Source organism: Flavobacterium fluviatile (genome assembly GCF_010645065.1).
Lineage (GTDB): Bacteria > Bacteroidota > Bacteroidia > Flavobacteriales > Flavobacteriaceae > Flavobacterium > Flavobacterium fluviatile.
Map to the genome: position 1 here is coordinate 105039 of NZ_JAADZW010000012.1, position 15800 is coordinate 120838.

Below are 15800 nucleotides of genomic sequence, written 5' to 3' on the forward strand. Positions count from 1 at the left end.
AGCCCGATTAAACATCATTTTTGAGTATTTTCGTAGAATTAAATTTAATACATGAAAATAGCAATAGTTTGTTATCCTACGTTTGGTGGAAGCGGGGTAGTAGCCACTGAGTTAGGTCTTGAATTAGCCAGACGCGGACACGAAATCCATTTTATTACTTATAGCCAGCCTGTGAGATTGGCGCTTTTAAATCCAAATGTTCATTATCACGAAGTAAACGTTCCTGAATATCCTCTTTTTCATTATCAGCCTTATGAATTGGCTTTGTCGAGCAAATTGGTTGATATGGTGAAATTATACAAAATTGAGCTGCTGCATGTGCATTATGCAATTCCTCATGCTTATGCGGGTTATATGGCAAAACAAATGCTTAAGAACGAAGGTATCAACCTTCCGATGATTACGACACTTCACGGAACAGATATTACGCTTGTTGGAAATCATCCTTTTTATAAACCGGCAGTAACTTTTAGTATCAATAAATCAGATTATGTGACTTCGGTTTCGCAGAGTTTGAAAGATGATACGCTGAAGTTATTCAGGTTAAAAAATAAAATTAAGGTTATTCCGAATTTCATTGAATTGGATAAAGTTGTTAAAGATCCTCAGGCGCCTTGTCACAGAAGTGTTATGGCTAAGGAAAATGAACGCATTATTACCCATATCAGTAACTTTAGAAAAGTAAAAAGAATACCCGACATTATTAAAATTTTCTATCATGTTCAAAAAGAAATTCCAGCCAAACTGATGATGGTAGGAGATGGCCCCGAAAAAGAAAATGCAGAACTTTTGTGTCAGGAATTAGGAATTCTGGATAAGGTAATTTTCTTTGGAAACAGTCATGAGATTGATAAAATTTTACTGTTGACCGATTTGTTTTTACTTCCATCTGAAACAGAAAGCTTTGGTTTGGCTGCTTTAGAAGCGATGGCGTGTGGAGTGCCAGTAATTTCAAGTAATTCAGGAGGTTTACCTGAAGTAAACTTTGATGGTGTTTCAGGATATTTGAGTGATGTAGGCAATGTTGAGGAAATGGCTCTGAATGCTATAAAAATCCTTAAAGATGACAAAGTTTTGAAAGAGTTTAAAGATAATGCTTTAGAAGTTGCCAAAAAATTCGACATTAAAAACATATTGCCTAAATATGAGGCGTTATATCAAAAAGCAATAGACGACTATAAAGAATAGAACGTAACCTGTAAAAATAATTCTAAATGAAAAAAGTAATTTCAGTTTTAGCAGTTTTTCTCTTACTATCTTGTGGAGCAAAGAAAAGATCTGATTCAAACAGCCCATTGTATGAAATTCTGACACAACAATCCAGCGGAGGCGGAAATATCAGATTTTTTGAAATTCTGACTGAGCCTAACGAAATCTTAATGCTTCAGAATGATCCTCTTTTAAAGGATAAAATGAAACACGACGATATTACTAATTCGAATTATGTGATTTTGAACATGGGCGAAAAAAATACAGGAGGTTACTCAATAGGGATTGAGAAGGTAGAAGAAACCGATAAGAACATTATTATTACTGTTAAAGAAAATATTCCTGCTGAAGACGGTATGGTGATGCAGGTAATCAGTTATCCTTATACGGTTGTTAAAATACATTCTAAAAAAGAAATTATTATTAAGTAAAAAAAACCTGTCGTTTAAAAAGCGACAGGTTTTTTTATAAAGTAAGTTTTTTAATTAGAATCTGAATCTTGCTCCAAGCCCTACATCGAAACCAAAGTTATCATCATCATAATATCCTGATCCAATTTCTGGTCTGGCATCTAAGGATAGTGTAAGAGGAAATTCTTTAAATCTGTATTCTATACCGATATCTCCGGCTGCAAAAACATATGTTCCGCTGTCATCATAATCATCTCCAGGTCCGTCATAATCGTAATCCCAGGCAGCAAGACCACCACCAACTCCGGCATACCAGTTGAAACCTCCGTCAATATTCCAAACCCATTGATAGAGAGCTACACCCTTTATAGCATCCACATGTCTGTCATCTCTCCATCCTAAGTCAAATTCAAGTCTGTTTTTTTGGTTTAAACCTAATTGGTATGATATTTCTCCACCAAATCCGTTATTGTCTCCCAGACGTAATCCTAATGCGTGTTTTGAAATTTCTTGTGATTGTGCAGTAAACGCTATTCCTAATAGCGCAATGGCAGATAAAATGATTTTTTTCATAAAAATGGTTATTAATTTTTCTCAAAATTATAATTACTGTATCATCTCAAACGTATAAAATTGTTTGAAATTGTTATGTAATTTCCATTTTTTTATAAAAAGATATTTAGTTTTTAGCTAAGTGTGTGTTAAGTTGTTTATTCTTAAAAAGTTACTTATGGGTTATGATTGAAGCAATTAACTGTGAGGTTAAAATTTCTTCCATTTCAAAAAGATTTTCTTCGGTTTCTGTGAAGTTTGCCTTAGAATAAGAAAATAATTTCCAGTTTTTTTTATGGTATTCTAACGCAGTTAAATTTTCAATCCAGTCTCCCGAATTCAAATATAAAGTGGAGCCGTATTTATTTTCTTTTTCAATAATTTTTGGCTCATGGATATGTCCGCAGATAACGTAATCATATTTTTTTTCAATTGCCAGATCTGTAGCAGTGGTTTCGAAATCAGAAATAAATTTGACGGCTTTTTTTACACTGGCTTTTATTCTTTTGGAAAATGAATAAGGTTCTCTTCCTAATTTTGCTAAGCACCAATTTGCAAATCGATTGCATAAAATTAAATAATCATAGCCCAGACCGCCTAGTTTTGCTATCCATTTTGAGTGCTGTACCGAAGCATCAAAAACGTCTCCATGAAAAATCCACGCTTTTTTATCGTCTAACTCTAAAACTAATTTATCGACCAAAGAAAAATTCCCCATTTTCATATCACTGAATTTCCTTAGGATTTCATCATGATTTCCTGTGATATAATACACTTTTGTGCCTTTTGAAGCCATTCCGATGATTCGCTGAATAACTTTTAGATGTGATTTAGGAAAATATGATTTTCTAAATTGCCAGGCATCAATAATATCACCGTTTAGAACTAATGTTTTAGGTTTAATGCTTGATAAGTAGTTGTTTAACTCTTTGGCATGGCTGCCGTAAGTTCCCAGATGCACATCGGAAATGATGACTAATTCGACATTTCTCTTTTTCAATTTTTATTGATTTGAAGTTTAGCAAATTAAGTAAACAAAAAGAGGTTTTGTTTTATCATAAGGTTATGAATTTTGTCTCAGTTTTAATAAATTATGATTTTTTAAAAGAGGTAATCAGGGTTAATACTAATTTTAAATTTTTTAATTTAATCCATAAAACTTACATTTGCTCAAAACTAATTATAATGGCAGGAAATAGCTACGGCACACTATATAAAGTTACCACATTTGGTGAATCTCATGGGGAAGCTTTAGGCGGAATTATAGACGGTTGTCCATCTGGAATTAAGCTTGATTTTGAAGCAATTGAGCTGGATATGGCTCGAAGAAAACCAGGACAATCAGCAATTGTTACACAAAGAAAAGAACCGGATGCGGTTCAGTTTTTATCCGGTATTTTCGAAGGTAAAACAACCGGAACTCCAATTGGGTTTATTATTCCGAATACCAATCAAAAATCAGATGATTATTCTCATATAAAAGATAATTACAGACCAAGTCATGCCGATTATGTGTATGATCAGAAATATGGTTTCAGGGATTATCGCGGAGGCGGAAGAAGTTCAGCACGCGAAACAGCCAGCAGAGTAGTAGCAGGGGCAATTGCGAAACAAATGCTGCCTGAAATTAAAATTAATGCCTACGTTTCATCGGTAGGGCCAATTCATTTAGAAACGCCTTATCAGGAATTGGATTTTTCGAAAACAGAAAGCAATCCGGTACGTTGTCCCGACGAGAAATCAGCCGCAATTATGGAAGAATACATTCGTGATATACGTAAACAGGGAGATACTGTTGGAGGGGTCGTTTCATGTGTGATTCAGAATGTGCCGGTTGGTTTAGGAGAACCGGTTTTTGATAAATTGCATGCCGAATTAGGAAAAGCAATGCTTTCTATTAATGCTGTAAAAGGATTCGAATACGGAAGCGGTTTTTCAGGTTCAGAAATGAAGGGAAGCGAACATAACGATTTATACAATCCGGACGGAACTACCAAAACAAATCTTTCCGGTGGGATCCAGGGAGGAATAAGCAACGGTATGGATATTTATTTCAGGGTAGCTTTTAAACCTGTTGCGACTATCATGCAGACTCAGGATTCTTTGGATAATAAAGGAAATATTAAACCAATGACAGGAAAAGGCCGCCATGATCCTTGTGTGGTACCAAGAGCTGTGCCTATTGTTGAAGCTATGGCAGCTATCGTTTTGGCTGATTTTTATTTAATCAACAAGACGTATTAATTTAAAAGCAGGCAGTGAGGGTCTTTTTTAATTATAAATTCAAATACTAATGGATACAATCCAAAAGCAGAAAAACTCTTTTTTTTCCGGACTTACAGGTCAGATTTTAATAGCTATGGTTTTGGGTGCTATTTTAGGAATTATATTGCATAATTCGATTTCGCCTGAGGCAGCACAATCATTTAGCAATAAAATAAAAATGCTGGCAACCATTTTTATTAGACTGGTTCAAATGATTATTTCACCGTTGGTTTTTACCACTTTAGTAGTAGGAATAGCCAAATTGGGTGATATAAAAGCTGTGGGGAGAATTGGAGGAAAAGCCCTTGCATGGTTTTTTACAGCTTCGTTTATCTCATTGCTGATTGGATTGTTCTACGTGAATATTTTAGAACCGGGAGTTGGCTTAAAGTTAGGTCATATGGATATAGCAACTGCTTCTGAGGTAACAGCAAAAACAAAATCAATTTCTTTTGAAAATTTTGTCGAGCATATTGTACCGAAAAGCCTTTTCGAAGCATTGGCAACCAACGAAATTTTACAGATTGTAATATTTTCTATCTTTTTCGGATTGGCTGCGGCTTCTTTTGGTGATACAGTAAAACCGGTTATCAATGCTCTTGACAAAACATCTCATATCGTTTTAAAAATGGTAAATTACGTGATGAATTTTGCTCCAATTGGAGTTTTTGGAGCTATTGCAGGTGTGTTTGCCGTAAGGGATTTTCAGGAATTAATGATTACCTATTTTAAATTTTTCGGTTCTTTTTTAATTGGAATATGCTCTTTGTGGGTTATTTTAATAATTGTTGGATACATTTTCTTAAAAAACAGAATGAATGAATTGTTAAAACGAATTATAGGTCCTGTCGTTATCGCATTTGGTACAACAAGCAGTGAAGCTGTTTTTCCCAAATTAACAGAAGAATTAGAAAAGTTTGGGGTAAAAGACAGAATAGTTTCCTTTATGCTCCCTTTAGGATATTCTTTTAACCTTGACGGTAGTATGATGTACATGACATTTGCCAGTATGTTTATTGCTCAGGCATATGGAGTGCATCTTGATATTGGAACCCAGATGGTAATGCTGTTGGTTCTGATGTTAACCAGTAAAGGTATTGCTGGTGTACCAAGGGCAAGTTTGGTAGTGGTGGCAGCAACCTGCGGAATGTTTGATATTCCTGTTGAAGGGATAGCATTGATTTTGCCTATTGATCATTTTTGTGATATGTTTAGAAGCGGTACAAATGTTTTAGGAAATGCTTTGGCTACTTCAGTGGTTGGGCAATGGGAGGACAATAAAGATTTAGAATCAGTTTCAGAAAATGACTAAATTGGATTTTTCAAAGATTTAATAAAAACAAAAACGCTGGTTCATTAATACCAGCGTTTCTTATTTTGTTTAGAAGCATTTGATTTTCTTGATTTATGAGCACCTCCGCTTCTGTTTGAATTTTTAGGTTTTTCAGTTGCATCAGGACTTCCGGCGTGCCATTGGTAGGGGTGATCGCTAATTGTTTTCACATCCACTTTTATTAATTTCTGAATGTCTTTCCAGTATGGATGTTCGTCCTTGCCGCAAAATGATATTGCGATTCCGCCATTTCCTGCACGTCCTGTTCTTCCAATTCGGTGTACGTAGGTTTCCGGGATATTAGGTAAATCAAAATTAATTACAAATGGCAGCTGATCAATATCAATTCCTCTTGCAGCAATATCAGTTGCCACTAATACACCTACTTCTTTATTTTTAAAAGCATCTAAAACGCGCTGTCTTGCATTTTGAGATTTGTCTCCATGAATTGCTTCTGCCGGAATGTCTTTTTTTCGAAGTGCTTTAACAACATTATCTGCTCCGTGTTTGGTTCTTGCAAAAACCAGTACGTTTGATAAGCCATCTGTTTTTATCAAATGATAGAGTAAATTTCTCTTTTCAGTTTTGTCTACAAAATAAACGCGCTGTTCTACATTTTCGGCAGTTGATGAAACGGGAGAAACTTCTACTTTTGCAGGATCCTGCAAAAACATTTCTGCTAATTCCCGAATTGCAATTGGCATTGTAGCAGAAAATAAAAGCGTCTGACGGTTTTTTGGGGTCAGTTTGACGATTTTTTTAACATCATTGATAAAACCCATATCCAGCATTTGATCAGCTTCGTCAAGTACTAAAACATGTAAATGGTTTAAATCCAGAAAACCTTGCTTTTGCAGGTCTAAAAGTCTTCCTGGTGTGGCTACTAAAATATCAACCCCCTTTTTTAAAATATCGACCTGCGGATTTTGGGAAACCCCGCCAAAAATAGTCAACTGTGTCAAATTGGTGTATTTGGCATAAGTGTCAAAACTTTGTCCAATTTGTACGGCTAATTCACGGGTTGGAGTAACTATAAGGGCACGAATTTGTTTGGCCTTTTTGGATGAGCCCACAATTCGGTGTAGCTGATGGATAATCGGGATAGCAAATGCAGCAGTTTTTCCTGTACCGGTCTGCGCACAGCCAATCAAATCCCTCCCGGCTAAAACAATCGGAATAGATTGCTCCTGAATGGGAGTGGGATTTAGGTAGCCTTCTTCAAATACGGCCTTTTGTATACTTTTTGAAAGTGATAAATCTTCGAATAACATATCTTAGGTATTAAGAATTTAGTTTTAAGTACTAAATTTCTGTGCAAAGATAGTTTTATTCGGGCAATCGTTTAATTGATTTTAGGTTTATTTGGCAAAACGGATAATGGCAAATGGTTAATATTGACAGATATTAAATTTTTTCGTGATTTGCTTTAATAAAATCGGTAACGAGATAACCGATTAATTTGCCTATCAAATGATTGTTAGGAGAATTGTCTAAATCTGGTGCACCTTCGCAAATATGAAGATAAGAAGCATTTTTATGCTGTCCGAAATAAGAAACAAACTGTCTCAGCTGCTCAATCGAAAAACCACTTATTGTCATGGCACTGCTCGCTATATTCGGAATGGCATCGAGGTCAATTTCTATTCCAAATGAATCTGTTTTTATAAATTCAAGAGAGGAAATCATTTCGTTGGTAAAATCCTTTTCTTCCCGTATGTTTATACTGTCATAAGTATTGTAGCGCACTCTGTCTTCCAGTTTTTTAATAATATCCAGAACACTTTTTGAAGTATAATTTTCGTGAAGGCCAAAAATAAAATATTTTTTCAGGAAACCTTCTTCATAGGCATAAGAAAAGCCGTTTCCGCTATGGCGTCCTTCCAGAATTCTAAAATCAGAATGAGCATCAAAATTGATTGCGTTTATTGATTTTCCTTTGGCTAAAGCCGTACCTTTTATATTTCCGTAAGCATTGTTATGACCTCCACCAATTATAATAGGGGTTTTGCCTGCTTTGACTATATTGAAAATAATATGCGAAACTTCTTTGTCGATTTTTTCAACCAGCTGGCTCAGTTTGGAGCGATCATCAATATCGTTGAAATCAAGATTCTCAACATCACGCATTTCTTCTGATACATTGATATGTCCCAAAACAAGGATCTGACTTCCTTTGCAAAAACGATTATGCTGAACATTTGCAATACTTTTTATTGCACATTCCCATGCAGAAGCAGCTCCTGGCCTGCCATAATTAGCCCTTACGCCGATGTCTTCCGGAATACCCAAAAGCACATATTTAGCATCACTTTCTTTTAGAAAATCAAGTATGCCTACTCCTTTCGGAATAGTGATCATTTTTTCTCCAAATTTTATTTCACCGCTACGGTGATTAGTAACTTTTGCTAAATCATTAACAGTAAAAGGGATTAGTTTATCCATAAAAAAAAATATTATCCAAAAATAATATAATTGTAGAAACTTACGTTATTACCTTATATTAATTATTTAAATTTGTTTTAAGAAAATTATTAAATATGGAAAACCCAAACAAAAACAACTCAAGTCTAAAGGCGGTAATCGCTGTTTTAGCAGTCCTACTAATTGGTAGTTTAGTATACATTTTTAAACTTTCTTCTGATTCAGATGTTGTAAAAACCGAACTTACGTCAACATTGACAGAAAAAGAATCTGTAATGAAAGATCTTCAGGAACTTAAAGCAACTTACGATGCCGCCATTGCTGAAAACACTTCTATGTCAGATGAATTAATTCAGGAAAGAGATAAAGTTGTTGCCTTAATGAATGATTTAAATAAATCAAAAGGAGATGTTTCTAAATTTAAATCCCAGGTTCAGGGATTGCAGACTAAAATGAAAACTTTGGTTGCTGAAAATGATGAATTAAAAAAACAAAATGGTGTTTTGACAGTTCAGAGAGACAGTACTATTGTTGTATTGGGAGAGTCTAAAAAATTCAATGAAGTTTTAGTAGGCCAAAACGAGGCTTTGTCTAAAACAGTTGAAAAAGGTTCAAAATTATCTGTTTTAAACACAAAAACTGCGGCTTACAAATTAAGAAGTTCAGGTAAACAAATCGAAACAGATAAAGCAAGCAGAGCTGATGTTTTAAAAATTAGCTTTACTATTGCCGAAAATCAAATTGCAAAATCCGGAGATAAAACATATTATGTACAGGTAATAGATAGCAAAAACAATGTGCTTGGTGATAAAAAGACAGAAAGTTTTGGTGATAATTCATTGACATATAGTTTTAAAACAACGGTACAATACGAAAATAAAACTGTAAATGTTTCTGAAGACTTGCCAGGAAAAGATTTTGCCAAAGGAACTTATTTTATCAATGTATTTGATAATGATGAACTGGTTTCTAAAACAAGTTTTTCTTTAAGATAACAAATAGTGAATAAGAAGATAAAAGAGGAGTTTTTAAGCTCCTCTTTTTTTTTATGTCAAAGTTTTACCTTCAATAAGTACGCTTTCGATCAGGTTACTTCCAAAAGCGTATGGAATCTGATAATAAGATGAAATAGGTTTCGTAATAATCAAATTAGCTTTTTTGCCTTTTGTAATGCTACCGTGTGTTTCTGAAACTCCCATGGCGTAGGCTCCGTTTATGGTAGCTGCGTTTATGGCTTCTTCGGGCGTCATTTTCATTTTGATACAGGCGGTTGCTACCACAAAATTCATATTGCCGGAAGGAGTTGATCCGGGGTTAAAATCGGTTGCCAAAGTAATTGGTAAACCTGCATTTATTATTTCACGGGCTGGAGCGTAAGGAATGCTTAAAAAATAAGAGCATGAAGGCAATGCAACCGGCATCGTTTCAGTGTTTTTTAAAGCTTCAATGTCTTCCGGATTCATAATTTCCAGATGATCTACAGAAAGGGCTTTAAATTTAACTCCAGCCTGAATTCCGCCAATAGAATTAAATTGGTTTACGTGAATTTTCGGCTTTAAGCCAAAATCAATTCCTGCCTGCATAATTTTTTCGGTTTCTGCCACTGAGAAATAACCACTTTCGCAGAAGATATCAATATATTCAGCCAGTTTATTTTCAGCGATTTCAGGAAGCATTTTGTTAATGATTTCGTCAATATATCCGGCTTTGTTTTCTTTATAATATGAAGGGAAAGCGTGTGCGCCTAAAAAAGTAGCTTTTATGGCAACAGGATAATTCTGAGAAAGTTTTTTAATGACACGAAGCATTTTCAGTTCTCCTTCAATTGTTAATCCATAACCTGATTTTATTTCAACTGCCCCGGTTCCCAAATGCATTACTTCTTCAAGTCGGACTTTTGACTGCTCGTAGATTTCTTCTTCTGAGGTTTCGTTTAAAATTTTTGCTGAGTTCAGGATTCCGCCGCCCCGATTTGCGATTTCTTCATAAGTAAACCCGTTAATCCGGTCAACAAATTCCTGTTCCCGATTTCCTGCGTAAACAATGTGGGTGTGGCTGTCGCACCAGGCTGGCAAAACAACCCGTCCTTTTGCATCAATAATTTTATCTACTTTGATTTCCGGAAGGTTTTCCATCGCACCAAAATCTGAAATGAGATTGTTTTTTATAATTAAAAAGGCATTTTTTATGGTGGGAAGAATGGCCATTTCGGGTCCGGAAACTTTAGAAACAGGAGTTTCCCGAACCTGAAGCAGTTCTTTTATGTTGATGATAAGAGTTGTCATTTTTAGGAATATTATATAAAAAAACAAATTTCACAAATTTCACGAAATAATTCGTGCAATCTGTGAAATTCGTTTTTAAGATTTTTAAGATTGACTTATTCCGAAACTGTTATTTCAAATATTTTCTCCCAGTTTTTTCCTGTAACAAAAATAGTTTTGGTTTTTGGGTTATAAGCAATTCCGTTTAAAACATCATCAGTAGTGATTTTACTGCTCATGTTCTTACGCAGATCAGTCATGTTTAAAATACCTTCAACAGCTCCAGAAGTTGGATTTATAACAGCTATGGCATCTTTTTGCCAAATATTTGCATAAATTTTTCCGTTAATCCATTCTAATTCATTGACAGCTTTGATTTTTGAAGTTGCGGAATAAACATTGATATAATCGATCAGTTTCTGAGTAGCCGGATCCATTTTCCAGATTTTTTCTGTTCCGTCTGAGCGGTAAATGTATTTTCCGTCATTTGTCATTCCCCAGCCTTCTATTTCTTTGTCGTATTTGAATGATTTTTCTAATTTTAAAGTTTTCGCATCATAGATAAAACCTGTCTTTTCCTGCCATGTCAATTGATATAGTTTTCCATCCAGAATTGTAATTCCTTCTCCAAAATATTTTTTATCAAGATCAACTTGTTTGTAGATTTTACCTGTTTTATAATCGTATTTTCTAATGTAAGAACTTCCTTTTTGTCCTGTACTTTCGTATAAAGTATCATTGTGAAATTCTAAACCTTCATTGAAAGATGCGATATCATGAGGAAAAGTATTTATGATTTTGTACTTTAATAATTTAGGATTAACGTTTGAAACTAATTCAATTCTTTTTGTCGCATCAGATGAATCACTGCCAAAATAAACAGTTGCTTTTAGGTATTGGTATCCTAATTTTTGGTCTTTTAATTCGAATTTGAATTTTTCTGAACCTTTTATACTTCCGACTCTTTTGTCGTTTACAAAGTAGGCAATGCTGTCGATTTCTTTTGATTTAGGATTTAAAACAGCAATTGAAACCGCTTCCTGAGGCATAAAATGTGCCGGAAAAGCAGAATCGTCTATAGTAAATAAAGAATTTTCACCTTTATTTTTATCTCCGCAGCCAATTAATGTGATTCCTAATAAAATGGCAGTTAGGAAGTTATGTTTTTTCATAGTTTAAAATTTGAATAGTCCAATATACAACGATATTTTTATAGCAACAAAGCTCTTGCAAAAATATAAAAAGATTGTATATTTGCACCGGCAAGTCCTACACGACCAGCTCCTGCAGACTCCCCCAGGATGGGAACATAGCAAGGGTACGCGGTTGAGCGGTGCGATGTAGGTCGCTTGCCATTTTTTATTTTTAGAATTTATACAAAAGCAGTCTTCCTTCGGGAGGATTTTTTTATTTTTGGACCTTTCGTATTGTTAGAAGTTAAATGTTAGAAGTAAAAAGATTTCACTGCATCAAACTCATAACTCATAATTTATAACTCAAAACTCAAAATGAATAAAGTCGTTTTAATTACCGGAGGATCCTCAGGGATTGGAAAATCAATTGGAGAATTTTTGCATCAAAAAGGTTTTGTGGTTTACGGAACGAGCAGAAACCCTGAGAAAGTGCTTAATTCTGTTTTTCCGCTTGTGGCTTTGGATGTCCGAAATGCAGAGTCGATTAAAAATGCTGTTGCTAAAATCATTGAAACTTCAGGACGATTAGATGTTGTGATTAATAACGCCGGTGTTGGGATTACCGGTCCTTTGGAAGAAATTCCGATGGAAGAAATCAAGAATAATTTTGAAACCAATTTTTTTGGACCGATTGAGGTGATGAAAGCGGTTTTGCCACAAATGCGTGAGCAAAAATCGGGACTGATTATCAATATTACCTCGATTGCAGCTTATATGGGATTGCCATATCGCAGCGTTTACTCAGCATCGAAAGGAGCTTTGGAACTGATTACGGAAGCTTTGCGTATGGAAGTAAAGCAATTTGGAATACAAATTACGAATGTTGCTCCTGGTGATTTTGCTACCAATATTGCATCAGGGCGTTATCATGCACCTGTTGTAAAGGGTTCCGCTTACGAAAAAGTTTATGGTGATACTCTTGCTACTATGAATGAACATGTTGATGCCGGAAGTAACCCGGATGAAATGGCTGAAGCTGTTTATAAAATCATGCAGGAGAAAAGTCCAAAAGTGCATTATAAAGTAGGTGTTTTTATGCAGAAGTTTTCGATTGTACTGAAACGTGCGCTTCCGGATAAGGTGTATGAAAAGATGCTGATGAATCATTATAAGTTATAAAGGCAATATTAATTGGATTTCAGTATTTAATTTCACAAATTGATTTTGTTTTTGAAATTGTTATTGATATTGATTTTGTAATTTTGCAACGGATTTGCGTGAGGGGGTGAAGCGGCATCCTTTTTGTTTTTTCTTTAAAAACAAAAAGATATAGCGGAACACCCGACCCTTGTGGTCACGCCCAGATTATGAACACAATTAAACAAATATAATTATGAAATTTTTTATTGATACAGCAAATTTAGCTCAGATTAAAGAAGCACAGGCATTAGGTGTTTTAGATGGTGTAACAACAAACCCGTCATTGATGGCAAAAGAAGGAATTACGGGGAAAAACAATATTTTGAAACATTATGTTGACATCTGTAATCTTGTTGATGGGGATGTTAGTGCTGAAGTAAATGCGCTGGATTTTGAAGGAATGGTAAAAGAGGGTGAAGAATTAGCTGAATTACATGACCAAATCGTGGTAAAATTGCCTATGACAAAAGAAGGGGTAATGGCTGCAAAATATTTTTCGGATAAAGGAATTAAAACGAACGTGACGCTTGTGTTCTCAGCAGGTCAGGCTTTGTTGGCTGCAAAAGCGGGAGCAACTTATGTTTCACCTTTTATAGGTCGTCTGGATGATGTTTCTACAGATGGTCTGAATCTGATTCAGGAAATTAGAGAAATCTATGATAACTATGGATATGAGACTCAAATTTTAGCTGCTTCTGTGCGTCACACTATGCATATTGTAAACTGTGCTAAAATTGGTGCAGATGTGATGACAGGACCATTATCTGCAATTGCAGGATTGTTGAAACATCCTTTGACAGATATCGGATTGGCTCAGTTTGTAGCTGATTTTGAGAAAGGTAACAAATAGTTTGCTTTTAAAAAAATAATTAAAATCGTCATTTTCATTAAGAACATGGCGATTTTTTTTTTATTTTTAAGGTATCTCTAATTAAAAAAAATACGTATGAAAAAAGGTATTCTGATTTTGGCTTTTTTAATAACTGCTCAGTTGTTAAACGCTCAGGCAAAAGTTCTCACCAGTGTAAATGAGGCTGGAGATGTGGCTACTTATGAATTGGATTGTACAGAGCATTTTCAAACGCTGGCAAAAGGGCTGCGTTATAATATTACGCGTCACGAGTTTAAAGGGCCTGAATTGAAGAATACATACCGTTTGTTGCTGGTAATGGATGGATTTTATTCTAAAACGCTGAATAAAGAAATGACAATTTCGGCAGTATTGAGTGACGGAACTGTAATTGAAGCCCGAAAAGTAATTGAAGAAGATGGTTTTTTTGATGGTGCCTGTACTCTCAAAATTAAAGATCCGCAGGCACTTTTAGCTGCTAATATTGATAAAGTTATTGTTCATGCAGATAAAGATGTAGTCTATACGCTGACAGAAAAAAATAAAGCTATTTTTAAGAAAAACTTAAATGCAATTATAACGGCAAAATAAATTTCAAAAAAAACAATAAAAAAAATCCAAATTCCAATCATTGAATTGATAAAAATTGGAATTTGGAATTAAAGAATTTGAATTTGGATGAGAATTTAATGACCTCCTGCGCCACCTTCAACGTGGTTAATACCTTGCCTTTTAAGTATTTTAGGACAGTAGTAACCATAAAAGCCCAGGTATGCAAATCCTAAAAGGGGTACGATATAAGAGAAGTGCGTCCATGTGATTCCGAAAATTCCGTTTGGACTCGTAAGATCGATATCACAAATACTTCCCTGAACTAATGGAATAACTCCGCCTCCAAGAATCATCATAATTAAGAATGAAGACGCTTTTCCTGTATTTTTTCCTAAACCTGCAATCGCCAAATCGAAAATTGACGGCCACATGATGGATAAGAAAAGACCTCCGGAAATAATAAAGAATTTAGCAATTTCAGTATTAGTGCAAACTAATCCAATTAGCATCATTAAAACGCCTGAAAGGCCAAAAAGCATTAATGTTTTGCCCGCATTTTTTCCGCCAACAAAGCTTACTGCGATAAAAATTAGAATCCATACCGGATAGATATAGAATCCGGAAACATCATGACCTGCAAATATATTAGCGCCGATAATAACACCAAAAGCTAAAGCAGGAACAATAAACTTAAGCACAGTTACAGCTGTTTTTGACAAGTCAAAAACATTTACACCGCCATTCCATCGGCCAATCATTAAACTTCCCCAATAAAGGGCAATAAAAGGCGCAATAGCATCTTCAAGTACGTTTCCAAACTCTGATGTGTGAAGCAGGGCCGGAAGATTACTAATGATGGTTACCTCAGTTCCAACGTAAATAAAAATGGCCAGCATCCCCAGATACAGTTGTGGGTAGTCCAGAATATTGAACTTTTCGTGGGCGTTTTCGATAACTGCAACTTCTTCTTTTTCAGGGTCTTCAATTTTAGAAAAGTTCATAAAAACAGCGACAACAATAAAAGCAAGTCCAAGGATAATAAACGGTAATTTAATATCTTCTAAAGAAAGTGCTGTTTTTTTGTTGTCTCCCATTCCAAATAAAGCAATTCCTAATAGTATGGCTCCAATAGTTGTTCCGAAAGAGTTTACGCCTCCTGCCAGTGTTAAACGGTGTGCCCCGGTTGCAGGGCTTCCCATTTTAATAGCTAATGGATTGGCTACAATTTGCTGAATTGAGAATCCTAAACCTACTGTAAATAAAGCTGTTAAAAAAAAAGGGAAACTTTCCATTGTAGCAGCAGGAACAAATAAAAAGGAACCCACTGCAGAAAGAATTAAACCAGCAGAAAGTGTTTTTTTGTATCCAAATTTTTGCAGAACATCTACTTTTAATGAGACTAAAAAGAAAATTATAGATCCTACAAAATAAGCTGCATAAAATGCCCAGGCTACCAGTTGTGACTGAACCTGAGATAATGTAAATACTTTTTTGAATACGGGAATCAGGATGTCATTGGCCGAGCCAACAAAACCCCAAAAAAAGAAGACAATTATCAGTGAAATAAATTGTCCCCATTTTGTTTGTACATTTTCTGAATTCATAATGTAA

At 35.0% G+C, this 15800-nt stretch carries 15 protein-coding genes and 1 other RNA gene; 9 read left to right on the forward strand and 7 right to left on the reverse strand.

What is annotated here, in order from left to right:
* Positions 1–51 precede the first annotated feature (51 nt).
* Together bshA and GXM17_RS13255 are read left to right on the forward strand one after the other, a co-directional pair.
* On the forward strand, positions 52–1188 hold the full coding sequence (gene bshA / locus GXM17_RS13250) for an N-acetyl-alpha-D-glucosaminyl L-malate synthase BshA (protein WP_163399805.1): 1137 nt from the start codon (positions 52–54) through the stop codon (positions 1186–1188).
* Positions 1189–1214: 26 nt separating this feature from the next.
* A complete protein-coding gene (locus tag GXM17_RS13255; RefSeq protein ID WP_163399806.1) occupies positions 1215–1640 on the forward strand; it encodes a protease complex subunit PrcB family protein in 426 nt (141 codons plus the stop codon).
* Between the two features lie 54 nt (positions 1641–1694).
* Here the strand turns inward: GXM17_RS13255 and GXM17_RS13260 are convergent, their stop codons facing one another.
* Both GXM17_RS13260 and GXM17_RS13265 read right to left on the reverse strand, forming a co-directional pair.
* On the reverse strand, positions 1695–2192 hold the full coding sequence (locus GXM17_RS13260; protein ID WP_163399807.1) for a hypothetical protein: 498 nt from the start codon (positions 2190–2192) through the stop codon (positions 1695–1697).
* Between the two features lie 151 nt (positions 2193–2343).
* Positions 2344–3171 (reverse strand): UDP-2,3-diacylglucosamine diphosphatase, encoded by an 828-nt coding sequence (locus GXM17_RS13265; protein ID WP_163399808.1) that lies wholly within the window; start codon positions 3169–3171, stop codon positions 2344–2346.
* Positions 3172–3356: 185 nt separating this feature from the next.
* On the opposite strand from GXM17_RS13265, the gene aroC reads away from it, so the two are divergent.
* Both aroC and GXM17_RS13275 read left to right on the forward strand, forming a co-directional pair.
* A complete protein-coding gene (gene aroC, locus GXM17_RS13270) occupies positions 3357–4415 on the forward strand; it encodes a chorismate synthase (protein WP_163399809.1) in 1059 nt (352 codons plus the stop codon).
* A 49-nt stretch (positions 4416–4464) separates the two neighbouring features.
* Positions 4465–5748 carry a dicarboxylate/amino acid:cation symporter gene (locus GXM17_RS13275; RefSeq protein WP_163399810.1) on the forward strand — a complete coding sequence of 428 codons (1284 nt, stop codon included), beginning with the start codon at positions 4465–4467 and terminating at the stop codon, positions 5746–5748.
* A 44-nt stretch (positions 5749–5792) separates the two neighbouring features.
* Here the strand turns inward: GXM17_RS13275 and GXM17_RS13280 are convergent, their stop codons facing one another.
* Positions 5793–7040 (reverse strand): DEAD/DEAH box helicase, encoded by a 1248-nt coding sequence (locus GXM17_RS13280; protein ID WP_163399811.1) that lies wholly within the window; start codon positions 7038–7040, stop codon positions 5793–5795.
* A gap of 133 nt (positions 7041–7173) precedes the next feature.
* Positions 7174–8211: a formimidoylglutamase gene (locus GXM17_RS13285; protein WP_163399812.1), complete on the reverse strand. Its 1038-nt coding sequence runs from the start codon at positions 8209–8211 to the stop codon at positions 7174–7176.
* 95 nt (positions 8212–8306) lie between these two features.
* Between GXM17_RS13285 and GXM17_RS13290 the strand changes: the two genes are divergently transcribed.
* Positions 8307–9185, forward strand: coding sequence for a hypothetical protein (locus tag GXM17_RS13290; RefSeq protein WP_163399813.1), 879 nt, complete (start codon positions 8307–8309; stop codon positions 9183–9185).
* A 51-nt stretch (positions 9186–9236) separates the two neighbouring features.
* Here GXM17_RS13290 and hutI read toward each other — a convergent pair whose 3' ends face one another.
* Together hutI and GXM17_RS13300 are read right to left on the reverse strand one after the other, a co-directional pair.
* On the reverse strand, positions 9237–10475 hold the full coding sequence (gene hutI, locus GXM17_RS13295) for an imidazolonepropionase (protein WP_163399814.1): 1239 nt from the start codon (positions 10473–10475) through the stop codon (positions 9237–9239).
* Positions 10476–10570: 95 nt separating this feature from the next.
* Positions 10571–11626, reverse strand: coding sequence for a glutaminyl-peptide cyclotransferase (locus GXM17_RS13300; protein WP_163399815.1), 1056 nt, complete (start codon positions 11624–11626; stop codon positions 10571–10573).
* Positions 11627–11714: 88 nt separating this feature from the next.
* Here GXM17_RS13300 and ffs point away from each other — a divergent pair.
* The 4 genes from ffs (at position 11715) to GXM17_RS13320 (ending at position 14228) form a co-directional block, all read left to right on the forward strand.
* Positions 11715–11812, forward strand: an RNA gene (gene ffs, locus GXM17_RS13305) — signal recognition particle sRNA small type.
* Positions 11813–11962: 150 nt separating this feature from the next.
* The gene (locus GXM17_RS13310) at positions 11963–12766 is read left to right on the forward strand and encodes an SDR family oxidoreductase (RefSeq protein ID WP_163399816.1); all 804 of its coding nucleotides are present in this window, start codon (positions 11963–11965) and stop codon (positions 12764–12766) included.
* A 214-nt stretch (positions 12767–12980) separates the two neighbouring features.
* On the forward strand, positions 12981–13637 hold the full coding sequence (fsa, locus tag GXM17_RS13315; protein ID WP_163399817.1) for a fructose-6-phosphate aldolase: 657 nt from the start codon (positions 12981–12983) through the stop codon (positions 13635–13637).
* Between the two features lie 96 nt (positions 13638–13733).
* Positions 13734–14228, forward strand: coding sequence for a hypothetical protein (locus GXM17_RS13320; RefSeq protein ID WP_163399818.1), 495 nt, complete (start codon positions 13734–13736; stop codon positions 14226–14228).
* Positions 14229–14323: 95 nt separating this feature from the next.
* Here GXM17_RS13320 and GXM17_RS13325 read toward each other — a convergent pair whose 3' ends face one another.
* Complete coding sequence (locus GXM17_RS13325; RefSeq protein ID WP_163399819.1) at positions 14324–15793, reverse strand: sugar MFS transporter; 1470 nt, start codon at positions 15791–15793, stop codon at positions 14324–14326.
* Positions 15794–15800 lie beyond the last annotated feature (7 nt).